This is a genomic window from Salmonella bongori NCTC 12419, assembly GCF_000252995.1.
GTDB lineage: Bacteria > Pseudomonadota > Gammaproteobacteria > Enterobacterales > Enterobacteriaceae > Salmonella > Salmonella bongori.
On sequence record NC_015761.1, the window covers coordinates 1,132,523 to 1,150,976 of the forward strand.

Below are 18,454 nucleotides of genomic sequence, written 5' to 3' on the forward strand. Positions count from 1 at the left end.
ACCAGGCGGTCGGCTTTTTATCAGCGGTTATTTCATTCTACTGGCTGCGGACGTGTAGCCGGAGCGCTGGCGTGACGTGTGGCGCTGTGTCCGCCTGCCGCGCCTTTACCTTCAAAGTGGAAGGAAGGACGTTGCCAGTCGCTATGATGTGGCGCTTCTGGCACATATTCCGGCGCGGGCGCGCGCGTCATCGGGGCGCTGGCGTGGTTATGATCGGCAACGCAGATAACATTTTCCGTCTTTTCCACCGCCTGGGCCGGAACAATGGCGGTCTCTTCTGCCGTGTGTTCCACAACCGTCGCTTCCACCTTCATCTCATCTTCTGGCTCAACAACGACAACGTCAGCCGCGTTTTCATCAACAGCGATGGAGGTATCGGCGGTTTCTGCCACCGGAGTTGCCTCAGCAATAACGTCTTGCGCCACCGGCGTATCGCTTTCGGCAATCCATTGAGGCTGGTCATCAACCGGCGCGGCAATCACTTCCGGATGCGTTGTCTCGACTTCAACTGCTTCCGGTGCCGGGGGGGCGATGACGGTCTGAGGCTCAACGACAATACTTTCTGCTGCTTGTGCTGGTTCGACGGCCTGTACTGGCATTTCTGGTTCGAAAGCAACGGCTGCGGCGACAGTCTGCTGTTCATTGGCGATGGCAGTTTGAGGCAGAGCCAGTTCTGCGTCGCGTTGCTCTTCAACCTGTGTTTCCTGAGAACGAACAATCGGGTAACGGATCCAGACTTTACCCGACGCCATTTCCGGCGACGCGCAGGCAACGGCTAACGGCATCGGCGACTGCGTCGGATATCGTTCGTCACGATAGCGACGACGACGCTGGCCGCTTACGCGCAAGTGGCGTGGTGAACGGCGGGAGCGACGCGGCATTCCGGCGTTATCACGCGACTCGGCGGTATCGTCCTGCTCCTGTACAACATTGGCAACGACGGGTAAATCGACTTTCGCCAGGTCAGTACGCGGTGCTGGAACGGGTTGCTCAACGTTTTCAACCGGGCGCGGTTCGTCAACGACAACTGGTGTATCAACGGTCTCAACCGCTTCGCGGTTGGTGAATCGGACTTTCTGAGTAAGCTGACGCTGTTTGCGGCGAGGTTGAACCGGCTGCACACGCTCTTCCTGCTCGGTTTCCTGAACAGGTTGTTCTTCGCGGTTGAGCGCTTTCACTTCCTGTTGCGCCTGGCGCTTCTCATCATTGCGGCGACGGTTGCGTTCGCGGCGCGGCGTCTGTTGCTGCTCATCGCTGGCTTTCACTTTTTCCGCCGTTTCCTGCTGGCGGGTATCGCGTGCTTCAGCGTTTTGCTGCTGTGCCTGGCGGCGGTTACGGCGATTCTCGTCGCGGTTCTCGCTACCCTCCCGCTCGACTCGGTTATCACGGTTGTCGCGGTTGTCGCGGCGTTCATTGCGATCGCGGCGGTTATTCTGCCGTGTTTTGCGGCGTTCTTGCTGGCGTTCCGGTTTTTCTTGCGCTTTCGGTGCCGCTTTTTCGACGGTTTTCGTTTCTTCATCACCGCTGAATAGCTGTTTCAGCGCATTAAGGAAGCGGCTAAACAGTCCTGGCTGAGCAGGTTGCGCAGCAGCCACCTTGCTGTTTTTCGTCGTCGCGACACTGGCCGCCGGTTCAGCAGGCGTGGGGGCTGGAGGCACTTCTGGCATAGCAAACGTTGCCAGCGCAGGTTGTTCCGGGCGTTTACGCTCGGCGTACTCTTCTTCAGAAGGCAACGCCATCGCTTCTTCATGCAGTTTAGGCAGCATGTAGCTCAGGGTAGGGGTTTCTTCCCCTTTGCGTACGCGTAGCACGGAATAGTGCGGCGTTTCCATCTGATCGTTTGGAACGATCACACAACGTACGCCATCCTGACGCGTCTCAATCGCGTTAACTGCCGTACGTTTTTCGTTAAGCAGATAAGAGGCAATTGGCACCGGAACAATGGCATGAACTTCCTGGGTGTTCTCTTTCAGCGCTTCTTCTTCAATCAGACGCAAAATAGAAAGAGACAAGGACTCGTTATCGCGCACGGTACCGGTACCGGAACAGCGAGGACACACGTGATGGCTGGATTCACCCAGCGACGGGCTCAGACGCTGGCGGGACATCTCCAGCAGGCCGAAGCGGGAAATATGGCTGATCTGGATACGCGCTCTGTCCTGACGCACCGCTTCACGTAGACGATTTTCCACCGCACGCTGATGGCGCACCGGCGTCATATCAATAAAGTCGATAACGATCAGGCCGCCCAGGTCGCGCAGACGTAGCTGGCGGGCAATTTCGTCGGCTGCTTCGAGGTTAGTATTGAACGCGGTTTCTTCAATGTCGCCGCCGCGAGTCGCCCGGGCGGAGTTAATATCGATGGCGGTTAATGCCTCGGTGCTGTCAATAACAATAGAGCCGCCGGACGGCAGACGCACTTCTCGCTGAAACGCCGACTCAATCTGCGATTCGATCTGATAATGGCTGAACAGAGGAATTTCACCGGTGTACAGCTTAATTTTGCTGCTAAAGTCCGGACGGCCTAATGCAGCAATATGTTGACGCGCCAGTTCAAGCACTTTCGGGTTATCGATAAGAATTTCACCGATATCCTGACGCAGATAGTCGCGGAAGGCGCGCACGATGACGTTGCTTTCCTGATGGATCAGGAATGGCGCTGGGCGGCTTTCAGCGGCTTTTTGAATGGCTTCCCAGTGTTTCAGACGGAAGCTTAAATCCCACTGCAACGCTTCGGCGGATTTACCGACACCCGCGGTACGCACGATAAGCCCCATCCCTTCAGGGAGTTCCAGACTGGCCAGCGCCTCTTTTAACTCGGTACGATCGTCACCTTCAATGCGACGGGAAATACCGCCTGCACGCGGGTTATTCGGCATCAAAACCAGATAGCTGCCCGCCAGACTGATAAAGGTGGTTAACGCCGCGCCTTTGTTGCCGCGTTCTTCTTTATCAATTTGAACAATAACCTCCTGGCCTTCACGTAACACGTCTTTGATGTTCGGACGACCATGAGCGCTGTAGTTGGCGGGAAAATATTCGCGGGCAATTTCTTTTAACGGGAGGAAACCGTGACGTTCAGCGCCGTAATCCACAAAAGCCGCTTCCAGACTCGGTTCGATACGGGTAATTTTGCCTTTATAGATGTTCGCTTTTTTCTGCTCGTGTCCGGGGCTTTCTATATCCAGATCGTACAGACGCTGCCCATCTACAAGGGCGACGCGCAACTCTTCCTGCTGAGTCGCGTTGATTAACATTCTTTTCATCGTAACTTACTCATTATTCTTACGTTGACGACTAAGCTGCGGGCATGGTGACGCCTTACCGGGCATGAACCGATGGCCTCGTGACTATTTCGCGTCGCCAACCTCACGGTTATCGTCAGCTCAAAGAGGCGCAGAGTGTCGGTTGCCTGTGTTTCATACGGAAACACAGCGCAATTATCAGGGAAGCAGCCTGGGTATTACTCTCCAGAGAAGATCCTATCTACCGGTAAGGACTGCAACCCGCAGCCCGCTAACTGCCTGAAAGATCAATACGTCTTACGCCATTGCTGCGTGGATGATCGGTCAGGCAAAATGGGTCATTCCGCTAAACTTTTTGTTTTAACAAGTTTCGGTGCGGAAACCGCATCATTATTCCACTGCTAACCTCGTTATAGCAAGATGACTTTTACCATTTATCACCCGCTTACTCACAGTTTTTTCACCTGTACGCGCAGATCGCTTTAATAACCGCCAAAAGTGCGGTGGTAAACGTTCATCGTCTGGCACAGACCTCAATATAAGTAGAGAAAAATGTGTGGCGCGAATCCCACAGGCTATTTAGAATCGCCCCCATGAAAACAGAAACGCCATCCGTAAAAATTGTTGCTATTGCCGCTGACGATGCGGGGCAACGCATTGACAACTTTTTGCGCACCCAACTGAAAGGGGTGCCCAAAAGTATGATTTATCGCATCTTACGCAAAGGCGAGGTGCGGGTGAATAAAAAACGCATCAAACCGGAATACAAGCTGGAAGCGGGCGATGAAGTTCGTATTCCGCCGGTTCGGGTTGCTGAACGCGAAGAAGAGGCTGTGTCACCGCATTTGCAAAAAGTGGCGGCGTTAGCTGATGTCATTTTGTATGAAGACGACCATATTCTGGTGCTCAATAAGCCTTCCGGCACTGCCGTACACGGCGGCAGTGGGTTAAGTTTCGGTGTAATCGAAGGATTACGGGCATTACGTCCTCAAGCGCGCTTCCTGGAGCTGGTGCATCGCCTCGACCGCGATACCTCCGGCGTGCTGCTGGTGGCGAAAAAACGCTCCGCTCTGCGTTCGTTGCATGAGCAACTGCGTGAGAAGGGAATGCAAAAAGATTATCTGGCTCTGGTTCGCGGTCAGTGGCAATCACACGTCAAAACCGTGCAGGCGCCGCTATTAAAAAATATTCTGCAAAGCGGGGAACGCATCGTACGGGTAAGTCAGGAGGGCAAACCGTCGGAAACGCGTTTCAAAGTAGAAGAGCGTTATGCGTTTGCCACGCTGGTGCGCTGTAGTCCGGTGACGGGCCGTACGCATCAGATTCGCGTGCATACCCAATATGCCGGTCATCCTATCGCGTTCGATGATCGCTACGGCGACCGTGAATTTGATAAGCAACTGGCGGGGACAGGACTGTCACGTCTGTTTTTACATGCGGCAGCGCTGAAATTTACCCATCCGGGGACGGGCGAGGTATTACGTATCGAAGCGCCGATGGATGAGCAGCTTAAGCATTGCCTGCAGGTATTACGTAAGCCTGTCTGATGCGTTTGTAGGCCGGATAAGCTTTACAACGTTATCCGGCAAAAATGCCTGATGGCGGCGCTTGCGCGTCTCTATCAGGCCTAAGGCAGCTTATCCGACTATGCGTTAAGCGGGTTCATCTCTTCCCGTCTGAGCATCTGACACAGGGCAATAAGCGGTAAACCGATCAGCGTATTCGGATCCCGGCCCTCTAAACGTTCGAATAAGGCAATCCCCAGCCCTTCGCTTTTAAAGCTTCCCGCACAGTATAGGGGATGTTCTTTGCGGACATAGTCATCTATTTCCGTCTCGCGTAAATGGCGAAAATGCACGTCAAAAGGCTCCACTTCGGTTTGTAAATGTCCGGAGGCGGAATTGTACAGCGCCAGACCGGTATAAAACGTCACAATATTCCCGCTGGCTTTGGCTAATTGCTGACGCGCTTTTTCCTCCGTCAGCGGTTTGCCGGTGATTTCACCGTCCAGAACGCAAATTTGGTCTGAGCCAATAATCAAATGATCCGGGAAACGCGTGGCGAGCGATTGCGCTTTGGCTTGCGCCAAACGCAGTACCAACTGCCGCGGCGCTTCGCCCGGCAGTGGAGTTTCATCCACATCCGGCGCGGCGCATTCAAAAGGAATCGTCAGTTTTTCCAGTAGTGCGCGACGCCAGGGCGAGGTAGATGCAAGGATGAGACGGGGCATATTTTTTCCCTCAGATATAGCGTAATAATGAGAGCCATCTTAAACTATGCTCTTCGTCCTTCAAGCTTGTCACACGGACTCGTCTTGAGCGAAAATAAGTCTGTAACCCGCAATGTGTGCGAATTATTGGCAAAAGGCAACCGCAGGCTGCCTTTTTCTTTGACTATATGACGTTACGAAGTTAATATGCGCGCCCTATGCAAAAGGTAAAATTACCCCTGACTCTTGATCCGGTTCGTACCGCTCAAAAACGCCTTGATTACCAGGGTATCTATACTCCCGATCAGGTTGAGCGCGTCGCCGAATCCGTAGTCAGTGTGGACAGTGATGTGGAATGCTCCATGTCGTTCGCTATCGATAACCAGCGTCTCGCCGTTTTAACCGGCGATGCGGTAGTTATGGTGTCGCTCGAATGTCAGCGTTGCGGGAAACCGTTTACCCATCAGGTTCACACAACATATTGTTTTAGCCCTGTCCGTTCCGACGAGCAGGCTGAAGCACTGCCGGAAGCGTATGAGCCGATTGAGGTAAACGAATTCGGCGAAATCGATCTGCTTGCAATGGTTGAAGATGAAATCATCCTCGCCTTGCCGGTAGTTCCGGTGCATGATTCTGAACACTGTGAAGTGTCCGAGGCGGACATGGTCTTTGGCGAACTGCCTGATGAAGCGCAAAAGCCAAACCCATTTGCCGTATTAGCCAGCTTAAAGCGTAAGTAATAGGTCTTCCCCGCGGACGCAGGGATAAACCGTAATTGAGGAGTAAGGTCCATGGCCGTACAACAGAATAAACCAACCCGTTCCAAACGTGGCATGCGTCGTTCCCATGACGCTCTGACCGCAGTCACCAGCCTGTCTGTAGACAAAACTTCTGGTGAAAAACACCTGCGTCACCACATCACTGCCGACGGTTACTACCGTGGCCGTAAGGTAATCGCTAAGTAATCGCGCGATACTCGATGCCTTTTGCAATGCAGGTGCGCCTGCAGTGTGAAAGCCGAAGAGTATAAGCGTGATATAGCTTAGTGAGGATTTCTCCGCGTAAGCGGGGAAACACCGAACCAGGCAGCGACGATACCTTGACACGTCTAACCCTGGCGTTAGATGTCATGGGGGGCGATTTTGGCCCTTCCGTGACGGTGCCTGCAGCATTGCAGGCACTAAACGCTAATTCGCAGCTCACTCTTCTTTTAGTCGGGAATCCCGATATTATCACGCCATTGCTTGCCAAAGCTGACTTTGAACAACGTTCGCGTCTGCAGATTATCCCTGCGCAGTCAGTTATTGCCAGTGATGCCCGGCCTTCGCAGGCGATCCGCGCCAGTCGCGGGACATCGATGCGTCTGGCCCTGGAGCTTGTAAAAGAAGGCCGAGCCGAAGCCTGTGTTAGTGCCGGTAATACCGGAGCGCTGATGGGGCTGGCGAAATTATTGCTTAAACCTCTTGAGGGGATTGAGCGTCCCGCGTTGGTGACGGTATTGCCACATCAGCAGAAGGGCAAAACGGTAGTGCTTGATTTGGGCGCCAACGTTGATTGCGACAGTACTATGCTGGTGCAGTTTGCCGTGATGGGTGCCGTTCTGGCGGAAGAGGTTGTCGGCATCAGAAATCCCCGGGTGGCGTTGCTCAATATCGGGGAAGAAGAAACTAAAGGCCTCGACAGTATTCGTGAAGCCTCTTTAATGCTAAAAACAGTCCCATCCATCAATTACATCGGTTACCTTGAGGCGAATGAGTTACTGACGGGAAAAACCGATGTACTGGTATGTGACGGCTTTACGGGCAATGTCACACTTAAAACGATGGAAGGTGTTGTCAGGATGTTCCTTTCACTGCTGAAATCACAGGGTGAGGGGAAAAAACGGTCGTGGTGGCTGCTGTTACTAAAACGTTGGTTACAAAAAAGCCTGACGAGGCGATTCAGTCACCTCAACCCCGACCAGTATAATGGCGCCTGTCTGTTAGGATTGCGCGGCACGGTGATTAAAAGTCATGGTGCGGCCAATCAGCGAGCATTTGCCGTCGCGATTGAACAGGCAGTGCAGGCGGTGCAGCGACAAGTTCCTCAGCGAATTGCCGCTCGCCTGGAATCTGTATACCCAGCCGGATTTGAACCGCTGGACGAGGGCAAAAGCGTAAACCTGCGGGCGCACAGATAATTTTGCTGTGTACCGGGGCGCTGCCAGCGTGCCAGACGTTAACAGGTGGCGGTATATAACCGAAAAGTGACTGAGCGTACATGTATACGAAGATTATTGGTACTGGCAGCTATCTGCCTGAACAAGTGCGGACTAACGCCGATCTGGAAAAAATGGTTGAGACCTCTGACGAGTGGATTGTCACTCGCACAGGTATTCGTGAACGCCATATTGCCGCGCCAAACGAAACCGTCGCGACGATGGGCTTTACTGCTGCGAATCGCGCGCTTGAGATGGCAGGGATCGATAAAGACCACATTGGCTTGATTGTGGTGGCTACCACCTCAGCAACGCATGCATTTCCAAGCGCAGCATGTCAGATTCAAAGTATGCTCGGTATTAAAGGTTGCCCGGCTTTCGATGTCGCGGCAGCGTGCGCAGGTTTCACCTACGCGTTAAGTATTGCCGACCAGTATGTTAAGTCCGGCGCGGTTAAACACGCGTTGGTTGTCGGTTCCGATGTATTAGCTCGCACCTGCGATCCCAGCGATCGTGGTACGATCATTATTTTCGGCGATGGTGCAGGCGCAGTTGTGCTCAGCGCCTCTGAGGAACCGGGTATTATCTCTACCCATCTTCATGCCGATGGCCGTTACGGCGAATTACTGACGCTGCCGAATGCCGACCGCGTAAATCCGGATAACCCGATTTATCTGACAATGGCGGGCAACGAAGTCTTTAAAGTGGCGGTCACCGAACTGGCGCATATTGTCGATGAAACCCTGGCGGCCAATAACCTGGACCGCTCAGAACTCGACTGGCTGGTGCCGCATCAGGCTAACCTGCGAATTATTAGCGCGACAGCGAAAAAACTTGGTATGTCGATGGACAATGTGGTTGTCACGCTGGACAGACACGGCAACACTTCTGCGGCTTCTGTGCCGTGCGCACTGGATGAAGCCGTGCGCGACGGACGAATTAAAGCTGGTCAACTGGTGTTGCTGGAAGCCTTTGGGGGCGGTTTCACCTGGGGCTCCGCGCTGATTCGTTTCTAGTATAAGGATTTAAACATGACGCAATTTGCATTTGTGTTCCCCGGTCAGGGGTCCCAGAGCGTTGGGATGCTGGCTGAGATGGCAGCAAATTACCCTATCGTAGAAGAAACGTTTGCTGAAGCTTCTGCGGCACTGGGATATGATCTGTGGGCGCTCACCCAACAAGGCCCGGCGGAAGAACTGAATAAAACCTGGCAGACGCAGCCTGCGTTATTAACGGCTTCCGTTGCGCTTTGGCGCGTCTGGCAGCAGCAGGGCGGCAAAACGCCAGCGTTAATGGCGGGCCACAGTCTGGGCGAATATTCTGCGCTGGTCTGTGCTGGCGTCATCAACTTTGCTGATGCCGTTCGTCTGGTAGAGATGCGCGGCAAGTTCATGCAGGAAGCGGTACCGGAAGGCACTGGCGGTATGTCTGCGATCATCGGTCTGGACGATGCCGCCATTGCCAAAGCCTGTGAAGAATCTGCCGAAGGCCAGGTGGTTTCTCCGGTTAACTTCAACTCGCCGGGCCAGGTGGTTATCGCCGGGCATAAAGCGGCGGTAGAACGCGCAGGCGCAGCCTGTAAAGCCGCTGGCGCGAAGCGTGCGCTGCCGTTGCCGGTTAGCGTGCCGTCGCACTGCGCGCTGATGAAACCGGCGGCGGATAAGCTGGCGGTGGAATTAGCCAAAATTACTTTTAGTGCGCCAACGGTTCCGGTAGTGAACAACGTTGACGTGAAATGTGAAACCGATGCTGCCGCTATCCGCGATGCTCTGGTTCGTCAGTTGTACAATCCGGTACAGTGGACGAAGAGCGTAGAATTTATCGCGGCGCAGGGCGTTGAACATCTTTATGAAGTGGGTCCAGGTAAAGTCCTCACTGGTCTGACGAAACGTATTGTCGACACCCTGACCGCGTCGGCGCTGAACGAGCCGGCGGCGCTGTCTGCGGCACTTCCGCAATAAAAGAGGAAAACCATGAGCTTTGAAGGAAAAATTGCGCTGGTGACTGGCGCAAGCCGTGGCATAGGCCGTGCCATTGCCGAGACGCTTGTTGCCCGTGGCGCGAAAGTTATCGGGACTGCCACCAGTGAAAATGGCGCGAAGAATATTAGCGATTATTTAGGTGCTAATGGGAAAGGTCTGATGTTGAATGTGACCGATCCTGCATCTATTGAATCTGTTCTGGAAAATATTCGCGCAGAATTTGGTGAAGTGGATATCCTGGTTAATAATGCCGGTATCACTCGTGATAATCTGCTAATGCGAATGAAAGATGATGAGTGGAACGATATTATCGAAACCAATTTATCATCTGTTTTCCGCCTGTCAAAAGCGGTAATGCGCGCTATGATGAAAAAGCGTTGTGGTCGCATTATCACTATTGGTTCTGTGGTTGGTACCATGGGAAATGCAGGTCAGGCAAACTACGCTGCGGCGAAAGCGGGTCTGATCGGTTTCAGTAAATCACTGGCTCGTGAAGTTGCGTCCCGTGGTATTACTGTCAATGTTGTGGCTCCGGGTTTTATTGAAACGGACATGACGCGTGCGCTGTCTGACGATCAGCGTGCGGGTATCCTGGCGCAGGTTCCTGCGGGTCGCCTCGGCGGCGCTCAGGAAATCGCCAGTGCGGTTGCATTTTTAGCCTCTGACGAAGCGAGTTACATCACGGGTGAGACTCTGCACGTCAACGGCGGAATGTACATGGTTTAATCACGTTGAAAAATATTTGCGTTATTAGAGCAAATAGCCTCAAAATAACGTAAAATCGTGGTAAGACCTGCCGGGATTTAGTTGCAAATTTTTCAACATTTTATACACTACGAAAACCATCGCGAAAGCGAGTTTTGATAGGAAATTTAAGAGTATGAGCACTATCGAAGAACGCGTTAAGAAAATTATCGGCGAACAGCTGGGCGTTAAGCAGGAAGAAGTTACCAACAATGCTTCTTTCGTCGAAGACCTGGGCGCAGATTCTCTTGACACCGTTGAGCTGGTAATGGCTCTGGAAGAAGAGTTTGATACTGAGATTCCGGACGAAGAAGCTGAGAAAATCACCACCGTTCAGGCTGCCATTGATTACATCAACGGCCACCAGGCGTAAGTGAACATCTCCAGGCGGTCGTTCGACCGCCTGAGTTTTATCCTTTTGTCCCACTAGAATCATTTTCCCTCCCTGGAGGACAACCGTGTCTAAGCGTCGTGTAGTTGTGACCGGACTGGGCATGTTGTCTCCTGTCGGCAATACCGTAGAGTCTACCTGGAAAGCTCTCCTTGCCGGTCAGAGTGGCATCAGCCTGATCGACCATTTCGATACTAGCGCCTATGCAACGAAATTTGCTGGCTTAGTAAAGGATTTTAACTGTGATGACATTATCTCGCGTAAAGAACAGCGCAAGATGGATGCCTTCATTCAATATGGAATTGTCGCTGGCGTTCAGGCCATGCAGGATTCTGGCCTTGAAGTGACGGAAGAGAACGCAACCCGTATTGGTGCCGCTATTGGCTCCGGTATCGGTGGTCTCGGTCTGATCGAAGAAAACCACAGTTCGCTGGTAAAAGGCGGACCGCGTAAAATCAGCCCGTTCTTCGTCCCGTCGACGATTGTTAACATGGTGGCAGGTCATCTGACTATCATGTATGGCCTGCGTGGGCCAAGCATCTCTATTGCTACTGCCTGTACTTCGGGCGTGCATAACATCGGTCATGCCGCGCGTATTATTGCCTATGGCGATGCGGACGCGATGGTGGCGGGTGGCGCTGAAAAAGCCAGTACGCCGCTGGGCGTAGGCGGTTTTGGCGCAGCGCGCGCGCTGTCTACCCGCAACGATGACCCGCAGGCGGCCAGCCGTCCGTGGGATAAAGAGCGCGATGGTTTTGTGTTGGGCGACGGTGCAGGTATGCTGGTACTCGAAGAGTACGAACATGCAAAAGCGCGCGGCGCCAAAATTTACGCTGAAGTTGTCGGATTTGGGATGAGCAGCGATGCTTACCATATGACGTCACCGCCGGAAGATGGCGCAGGTGCGGCGCTGGCGATGGTTAACGCATTGCGTGATGCTGCTATCGAGCCGGGTCAGATTGGCTACGTCAATGCGCACGGCACGTCTACGCCTGCTGGCGACAAAGCTGAGGCACAGGCCGTTAAGTCTGTCTTTGGCGACGCTGCAAGCCGTGTGATGGTGAGTTCAACCAAGTCGATGACGGGTCATCTATTGGGTGCTGCAGGCGCAGTAGAGTCGATTTTCTCTATTCTGGCGCTGCGCGATCGTGCCATTCCGCCGACCATCAACCTGGATAACCCGGATGAAGGTTGTGATCTGGACTTTGTGCCGCACGAAGCGCGCCAGGTCAGCGATCTGGAGTATGCTCTGTGTAACTCCTTTGGCTTTGGCGGAACTAACGGTTCCTTGATCTTTAAAAAGATCTAAGTTAAGCCAGAGACAGACATTAATAAAAAGGTCCGCTTGTCGGGCCTTTTTTATTAGGCATATCACCTCTTGTTCTGCGTTATTCATCCTGCCACACTAGCAGGCGACGGATAAGGAGCCACTATGTTTTTAATTAATGGCCATGCGCAGGATCAACTTGCTGTAAGCGACCGGGCGACGCAGTTCGGCGATGGCAGTTTTACGACCGCACGTATTGTTGATGGCAACATTTGCCATCTGGAAGCGCATCTTCAGCGCTTGCAGATTGCCTGTGAAAAATTACGGATCGCTTTTAGCCATTGGGCGACCCTTCGGCAAGAGATGACTATGTTGGCCACAGGGCATGATTCAGGCGTGTTGAAAGTGATCATTAGCCGTGGCAGCGGCGGCCGGGGATACAGCGCCATGAATTGTCAGGCAGCTACCCGGATCCTCTCCGTTTCTGCTTATCCCGCTTATTATTCTCAGTGGCGTAAGCAAGGCATCACTCTTACGCTTAGCCCTATCCCTCTTGGGCGCAACCCTTATCTTGCCGGTTTAAAACACCTGAACCGCCTGGAGCAGGTATTGATTCGGTCTTGTCTTGAGCAGACGGACGCCGATGACGCTCTGGTTCTTGACAGCGAGGGATGGGTTACGGAATGCTGTGCGGCTAATTTGTTCTGGCGTACTGGCGACATCGTTTCTACGCCGCGCCTGGATCAGGCAGGAGTAAACGGGATTATGCGGCAATTTTGTTTGCGCAAACTGGCGCAATCTCCTTTCCAGGTCGTCGAGGTACGAGCAAGAGAGGAGGTGGTCAGGCAGGCTGATGAAGTCGTTATCTGCAATGCGCTAATGCCGGTTATCCCCGTACGCGCCTATGATGGCGCGATGTATTCTTCGCGAACACTGTTTCAATTTTTAGCCCCATTTTGCGAGTATCCGAATTAGTTATGAAAAAATTGTCAGTCGTTGTCCTTCTCCTGTTGGTTGGGCTGGGTGTTGCCGTAGGGGTGGGGATGTGGAAGGTTCGCCATCTGGCGGATAGCACGTTACTTATTAAAAACGAGACTATCTTTACGCTCAAGGCGGGAACGGGGCGGCTGGCGCTTGGCGACCAGCTTTATGCTGAAAAAATCATTAATCGCCCCCGGGTATTTCAGTGGCTGCTGCGCGTGGAGCCTGAATTATCGCACTTTAAAGCGGGCACCTACCGTTTTATGCCGGGTATGACCGTACGGGATATGCTTAAGCTGCTGGAGAGTGGAAAAGAGGCGCAATTTCCGCTGCGGTTTGTTGAAGGGATGCGTCTTAGCGACTACCTCAAACAGTTGCGAGAAGCGCCGTATATCCGCCATACATTACCAGATGATGACTATGCCACCGTCGCCCGGGCATTAAAGCTTGCACATCCGGAATGGGTGGAAGGATGGTTCTGGCCCGATACCTGGATGTATACCGCCAACACCAGCGATGTGGCTATTCTCAAACGGGCGCACCAGAAGATGGTGAAAACGGTTGCTCGGGTCTGGGAAGGACGGGCGGAAGGTTTACCGTATAACGATCAGAACCAACTGGTGACAATGGCCTCGATCATTGAAAAAGAGACGGCTGTGCCGGGCGAACGCGATCAGGTGGCGTCAGTGTTTATTAATCGTCTGAGAATTGGTATGCGCCTTCAGACCGATCCCACCGTGATTTACGGGATGGGGGCAAGTTATAATGGTAAATTATCGCGTGCGGATCTGGAAAAGCCAACGGCCTATAATACCTATACCATAACCGGATTACCTCCAGGACCAATTGCGTCTCCCAGTGAGGCTTCATTACAGGCCGCGGCACATCCGGCGAAAACGCCATATCTCTATTTTGTGGCCGATGGCAAAGGCGGCCATGTGTTTAATACCAATCTTGCCAGCCATAACCGATCAGTGCAGGAGTACCTGAAAGTGCTTAAGGAAAAAAATGGGCAGTAATTATATCGTCATCGAGGGCCTGGAAGGCGCCGGAAAAACCACTGCGCGCGATGTGGTGGTAGAAACCCTTGGGCAACTGGGTATTCGCGACATGATCTTCACTCGCGAGCCGGGGGGAACGCAGCTTGCCGAAAAGCTAAGAAGCCTGGTTCTGGATATCCGGTCGGTAGGCGATGAAGTCATTACTGATAAAGCGGAAGTGCTGATGTTTTATGCTGCGCGCGTACAGCTTGTTGAAACCGTCATTAAACCCGCACTGGCGCAAGGCGTATGGGTGATTGGCGATCGTCACGATCTCTCTACCCAGGCGTATCAGGGAGGAGGGCGCGGTATCGATCAAACCATGCTGGCGACACTACGCGATGCCGTGTTAGGTGATTTTCGACCTGACCTGACGCTATATCTGGATGTTACGCCTGAAGTCGGGCTAAAACGCGCCAGAGCGCGTGGCGATCTGGATCGTATTGAGCAGGAATCTTTTGATTTCTTTAACCGTACCCGCGCACGCTATCTGGAACTGGCATCGCAAGATCCGCGTATCCACACGATTGACGCGACCCAGCCGCTGGAGGTCGTTAGACGCGACATTCGCGCCACGGTGACCAGATGGGTGCAGGAGCAAGCGGCATGAAATGGTATCCGTGGCTACGACCTGCCTATGAAAAACTGGTAGAAAGCTACCAGGCAGGTCGCGGGCACCATGCGTTACTGATTCAGGCCTTACCGGGCATGGGAGCAGAGGCGTTGAGCTACGCGCTTAGCCGCTATCTCTTATGCCAGCAGCCAGACGGCCACAAAAGTTGTGGGCATTGTCGTGGGTGCCAGCTTATGCAGGCCGGCACACATCCGGACTATTACACGCTGACGCCAGATAAAGGAAAGAGCAGCCTTGGCGTAGATACGGTGCGCGAAGTCAGCGAGAAATTGTACGAACATTCCCGGCTGGGCGGCGCGAAAGTGGTGTGGATTGCCGATGCGGCGTTATTAACTGATGCCGCCGCCAACGCATTACTGAAAACGCTGGAAGAGCCGCCGGAACACACCTGGTTTTTCCTTGCCAGTCCAGAGCCTGCACGTCTGCTGGCGACTCTGCGCAGCCGCTGTCGGTTGCATCATCTGGCCCCGCCGCCAGAGCAGTATGCAATAACCTGGCTGTTGCGAGAGGTGACAGTGTCACAAGATATTTTGCTCACAGCGCTACGCCTGAGCGCAGGGTCGCCCGGTGCTGCTCTGGCGCTGTTGCAGTCTGAACGATGGGCGCAGCGCGAGGCACTGTGCCAGGCGTTAACAGACAGTGTGCAAACGGGCGACTGGTACGCGTTATTAACGGCGCTCAATCATGAGCAAGCCCCGGCGCGTCTGCATTGGTTGGCTACGCTATTGGTAGATGCGCTTAAACGCCAGCATGGTGCGACGTACTTAACTAACGTTGATGCGGAAGCGGTCATTGCCGCGCTGGCGGGGCCACTATCCCCGGCGCGTATTCAGGCGATTCTGAATGACATTTGCCATTGTCGGGAACAATTACTTCATGTGACCGGCCTAAACCGCGAACTGGTGTTAACCGATCTTATTCTCCGCATTGAGCATTACCTGCAACCAGGCATCCTGTTGCCTGTTCCTCATCTTTGAGAGAGACATTATGTTTTTAGTCGACTCACACTGCCATCTTGATGGCCTGGATTATCAATCTTTGCATAAGGACGTGGACGATGTGCTGGCGAAAGCCGCCGCGCGTGATGTGAAGTTCTGTTTAGCGGTCGCGACAACGCTGCCGGGATATCGCCATATGCGCGAACTGGTAGGCACGCGTGATAATGTCGTTTTTTCCTGCGGTGTACATCCGTTAAACCAGGATGAAGCCTATGATGTGAATGAGTTGCGTCTCCTTGCCGCGCAAGACGATGTGGTGGCGATGGGAGAGACCGGGCTTGATTACTTTTATACGCCGGAGACCAAAGTACGGCAGCAGGAGTCCTTTATTCACCATATCCAGATTGGCCGTGACCTGAAAAAACCGGTGATTGTACATACCCGTGACGCGCGTGCCGATACGCTGGCGATTCTGCGGGAAGAAAAGGTGACGGATTGCGGCGGCGTACTACACTGTTTTACAGAAGACAGAGAAACGGCCGGTAAATTACTGGATCTGGGATTTTATATCTCTTTTTCCGGCATCGTAACGTTCCGTAATGCCGGGCAATTGCGTGAGGCGGCGCGCTATGTGCCGCTGGATCGTTTATTGGTTGAGACTGATTCTCCTTATCTGGCGCCAGTGCCGCATCGTGGTAAAGAGAACCAGCCTGCAATGGTACGGGACGTTGCAGAATATATGGCGGTATTGAAAGGGGTTGCCGTTGAAGAACTGGCGCAGATAACGACCGATAATTTTGCTCGCCTGTTCCATATCGACGCGTCTCGTCTGTCATCCATCTGCTAAACGAGTTTTTTTAATGCTCGTAATTAATAAGCAAAACGCGTAAAGTTCACCGCCACAAAGTGGGCGGTGAATGCGTTTACAGAAACATTCAGAAACTCATTTTGTCATAAAGTGATACTTTTTAGGCTATCTGGCGCTGAAACGTGATAGCCGTCAAACAAAATCAGACTTATTTATTTTACTCTGTGTAATAAATAAAAGGGCACTTAGATGTCCTGTTCACGGCGGGGTCCTCCCCCCTCGCCAACGCGTGAGAAAGTAGATATACACACTATCTTCAGGTTGCATTAAGACGGCACGTGTGTGAATCATCGGACTTCTACTTCAGTAGGCGACCGTGGTGAACAGACGCAGCCAACCCTGAGGCAGTTTGAAGGATGGCGTGTATAAAAGCACAAATACTCAGGAGCACTCCTAATTATGTTTAAGAATGCATTTGCTAACCTGCAAAAGGTCGGTAAATCGCTGATGCTGCCGGTATCCGTACTCCCTATTGCAGGTATTCTGCTGGGTGTCGGTTCCGCTAACTTCAGCTGGCTGCCAGCCGTTGTATCGCATGTTATGGCGGAAGCGGGCGGATCTGTTTTTGCCAATATGCCGCTGATTTTCGCTATCGGCGTGGCGTTGGGGTTCACCAACAATGACGGCGTTTCGGCTCTGGCTGCGGTGGTGGCGTATGGCATCATGGTAAAAACCATGGCTGTGGTTGCGCCGCTGGTTCTGCATTTACCTGCTGAAGAGATTGCTGCAAAACACCTTGCTGATACGGGTGTGCTTGGCGGCATTATCTCTGGTGCCATCGCAGCGTATATGTTTAACCGCTTCTACCGAATCAAACTGCCTGAGTATCTGGGTTTCTTTGCAGGCAAACGCTTTGTGCCGATCATTTCTGGTCTGGCGGCTATTTTTACAGGCGTGGTGCTGTCTTTTGTATGGCCGCCAATTGGTACGGCTATCCAGGCGTTCTCACAGTGGGCGGCTTATCAGAACCCTGTCGTGGCGTTTGGCATTTATGGTTTCATCGAGCGCTGCCTGGTGCCGTTTGGTCTGCACCATATCTGGAACGTTCCTTTCCAGATGCAGATTGGCGAATATACCAACGCGGCGGGCCAGGTCTTCCACGGTGATATTCCGCGCTATATGGCAGGCGACCCGACGGCGGGTATGCTGTCCGGCGGCTTCCTGTTTAAAATGTACGGTCTGCCGGCTGCGGCCATTGCCATTTGGCACTCGGCTAAACCGGAAAACCGCGCAAAAGTGGGCGGTATCATGATTTCCGCCGCGCTGACCTCGTTCCTGACCGGTATTACCGAACCTATCGAGTTCTCGTTTATGTTCGTGGCGCCGATCCTGTACATTATCCACGCGATTCTGGCAGGTCTGGCGTTCCCGATCTGTATTTTGCTGGGGATGCGTGATGGTACGTCCTTCTCCCACGGTCTGATCGACTTTATCGTTCTGTCCGGCAACAGCAGCAAACTGTGGTTGTTCCCAATTGTCGGTGCTGGTTATGCGATTGTTTACTACACCGTATTCCGCGTACTGATTAAAGCTCTGGATCTGAAAACGCCGGGTCGTGAAGATACTACCGATGATGCTAAAGCAGGTGCAACCAGTGAAATGGCGCCAGCTTTGGTGGCAGCGTTTGGCGGTAAAGAGAACATCACCAACCTGGATGCCTGTATCACGCGTCTGCGCGTGAGCGTGGCCGACGTAGCGAAAGTGGATCAGGCTGGCCTGAAGAAACTGGGCGCAGCGGGCGTTGTAGTTGCAGGTTCCGGCGTTCAGGCTATTTTCGGTACGAAGTCCGATAACCTGAAAACGGAAATGGATGAATACATCCGTAACAGCTAAGCAGTATTGATGTTGGGGAGAACTAAGGCAGCCGCGTGGCTGCCTTTTTTAATGGTATCTTACACTGTCTGATGGCGCTGCGCTTATCCGCCCTACAGGAGGCAGGCCGGACAACGCTATCCGAC

At 53.1% G+C, this 18,454-nt stretch carries 17 protein-coding genes; 15 read left to right on the top strand and 2 right to left on the bottom strand.

The genetic code is table 11. The features are described 5' to 3' along the window. Positions 1–32: 32 nt before the first annotated feature. The gene (gene rne / locus SBG_RS05345; RefSeq protein ID WP_000827443.1) at positions 33–3,266 is read right to left on the bottom strand and encodes a ribonuclease E; all 3,234 of its coding nucleotides are present in this window, start codon (positions 3,264–3,266) and stop codon (positions 33–35) included. Positions 3,267–3,838: 572 nt separating this feature from the next. On the opposite strand from rne, the gene rluC reads away from it, so the two are divergent. Further along, positions 3,839–4,792, top strand: a complete 954-nt coding sequence (gene rluC, locus SBG_RS05355) for a 23S rRNA pseudouridine(955/2504/2580) synthase RluC (protein ID WP_000846307.1) — start codon at positions 3,839–3,841, stop codon at positions 4,790–4,792. A gap of 98 nt (positions 4,793–4,890) precedes the next feature. Here the strand turns inward: rluC and SBG_RS05360 are convergent, their stop codons facing one another. Next, positions 4,891–5,475: a Maf family protein gene (locus SBG_RS05360; protein WP_001137601.1), complete on the bottom strand. Its 585-nt coding sequence runs from the start codon at positions 5,473–5,475 to the stop codon at positions 4,891–4,893. A gap of 197 nt (positions 5,476–5,672) precedes the next feature. Here SBG_RS05360 and yceD point away from each other — a divergent pair, with 197 nt between their 5' ends. From yceD to ptsG, 14 genes are all read left to right on the top strand, one after another. Continuing rightward, the gene (gene yceD / locus SBG_RS05365) at positions 5,673–6,194 is read left to right on the top strand and encodes a 23S rRNA accumulation protein YceD (protein WP_001174490.1); all 522 of its coding nucleotides are present in this window, start codon (positions 5,673–5,675) and stop codon (positions 6,192–6,194) included. Positions 6,195–6,245: 51 nt separating this feature from the next. Further along, a complete protein-coding gene (rpmF, locus tag SBG_RS05370) occupies positions 6,246–6,419 on the top strand; it encodes a 50S ribosomal protein L32 (RefSeq protein ID WP_000290727.1) in 174 nt (57 codons plus the stop codon). A 134-nt stretch (positions 6,420–6,553) separates the two neighbouring features. After that, the gene (plsX, locus tag SBG_RS05375) at positions 6,554–7,633 is read left to right on the top strand and encodes a phosphate acyltransferase PlsX (RefSeq protein WP_079775220.1); all 1,080 of its coding nucleotides are present in this window, start codon (positions 6,554–6,556) and stop codon (positions 7,631–7,633) included. Positions 7,634–7,713: 80 nt separating this feature from the next. Beyond that, positions 7,714–8,667, top strand: a complete 954-nt coding sequence (fabH, locus tag SBG_RS05380; RefSeq protein ID WP_000288152.1) for a beta-ketoacyl-ACP synthase III — start codon at positions 7,714–7,716, stop codon at positions 8,665–8,667. Between the two features lie 15 nt (positions 8,668–8,682). Continuing rightward, a complete protein-coding gene (gene fabD / locus SBG_RS05385) occupies positions 8,683–9,612 on the top strand; it encodes an ACP S-malonyltransferase (protein ID WP_000191349.1) in 930 nt (309 codons plus the stop codon). 12 nt (positions 9,613–9,624) lie between these two features. Further along, positions 9,625–10,359, top strand: a complete 735-nt coding sequence (gene fabG, locus SBG_RS05390) for a 3-oxoacyl-ACP reductase FabG (protein ID WP_000007236.1) — start codon at positions 9,625–9,627, stop codon at positions 10,357–10,359. 154 nt (positions 10,360–10,513) lie between these two features. Further along, a complete protein-coding gene (acpP, locus tag SBG_RS05395; RefSeq protein ID WP_000103754.1) occupies positions 10,514–10,750 on the top strand; it encodes an acyl carrier protein in 237 nt (78 codons plus the stop codon). Positions 10,751–10,835: 85 nt separating this feature from the next. Next, positions 10,836–12,077 (top strand): beta-ketoacyl-ACP synthase II, encoded by a 1,242-nt coding sequence (gene fabF / locus SBG_RS05400; protein WP_000044671.1) that lies wholly within the window; start codon positions 10,836–10,838, stop codon positions 12,075–12,077. Positions 12,078–12,200: 123 nt separating this feature from the next. Then, on the top strand, positions 12,201–13,010 hold the full coding sequence (pabC, locus tag SBG_RS05405; protein WP_000478650.1) for an aminodeoxychorismate lyase: 810 nt from the start codon (positions 12,201–12,203) through the stop codon (positions 13,008–13,010). A gap of 2 nt (positions 13,011–13,012) precedes the next feature. Next, complete coding sequence (gene yceG, locus SBG_RS05410; protein ID WP_000736780.1) at positions 13,013–14,035, top strand: cell division protein YceG; 1,023 nt, start codon at positions 13,013–13,015, stop codon at positions 14,033–14,035. Continuing rightward, entirely contained in the window at positions 14,025–14,666 is a 642-nt protein-coding gene (gene tmk / locus SBG_RS05415) for a dTMP kinase (protein ID WP_000535405.1), read from the top strand. Before yceG ends, tmk begins: the two co-directional genes overlap by 11 nt. Continuing rightward, entirely contained in the window at positions 14,663–15,667 is a 1,005-nt protein-coding gene (gene holB, locus SBG_RS05420; protein WP_000872439.1) for a DNA polymerase III subunit delta', read from the top strand. Before tmk ends, holB begins: the two co-directional genes overlap by 4 nt. Before the next feature lie 10 nt (positions 15,668–15,677). Continuing rightward, the gene (locus tag SBG_RS05425) at positions 15,678–16,475 is read left to right on the top strand and encodes a metal-dependent hydrolase (protein WP_000480276.1); all 798 of its coding nucleotides are present in this window, start codon (positions 15,678–15,680) and stop codon (positions 16,473–16,475) included. Positions 16,476–16,895: 420 nt separating this feature from the next. After that, positions 16,896–18,329, top strand: coding sequence for a PTS glucose transporter subunit IIBC (gene ptsG / locus SBG_RS05430; RefSeq protein ID WP_000475705.1), 1,434 nt, complete (start codon positions 16,896–16,898; stop codon positions 18,327–18,329). The last annotated feature ends 125 nt before the right edge of the window (positions 18,330–18,454 follow it).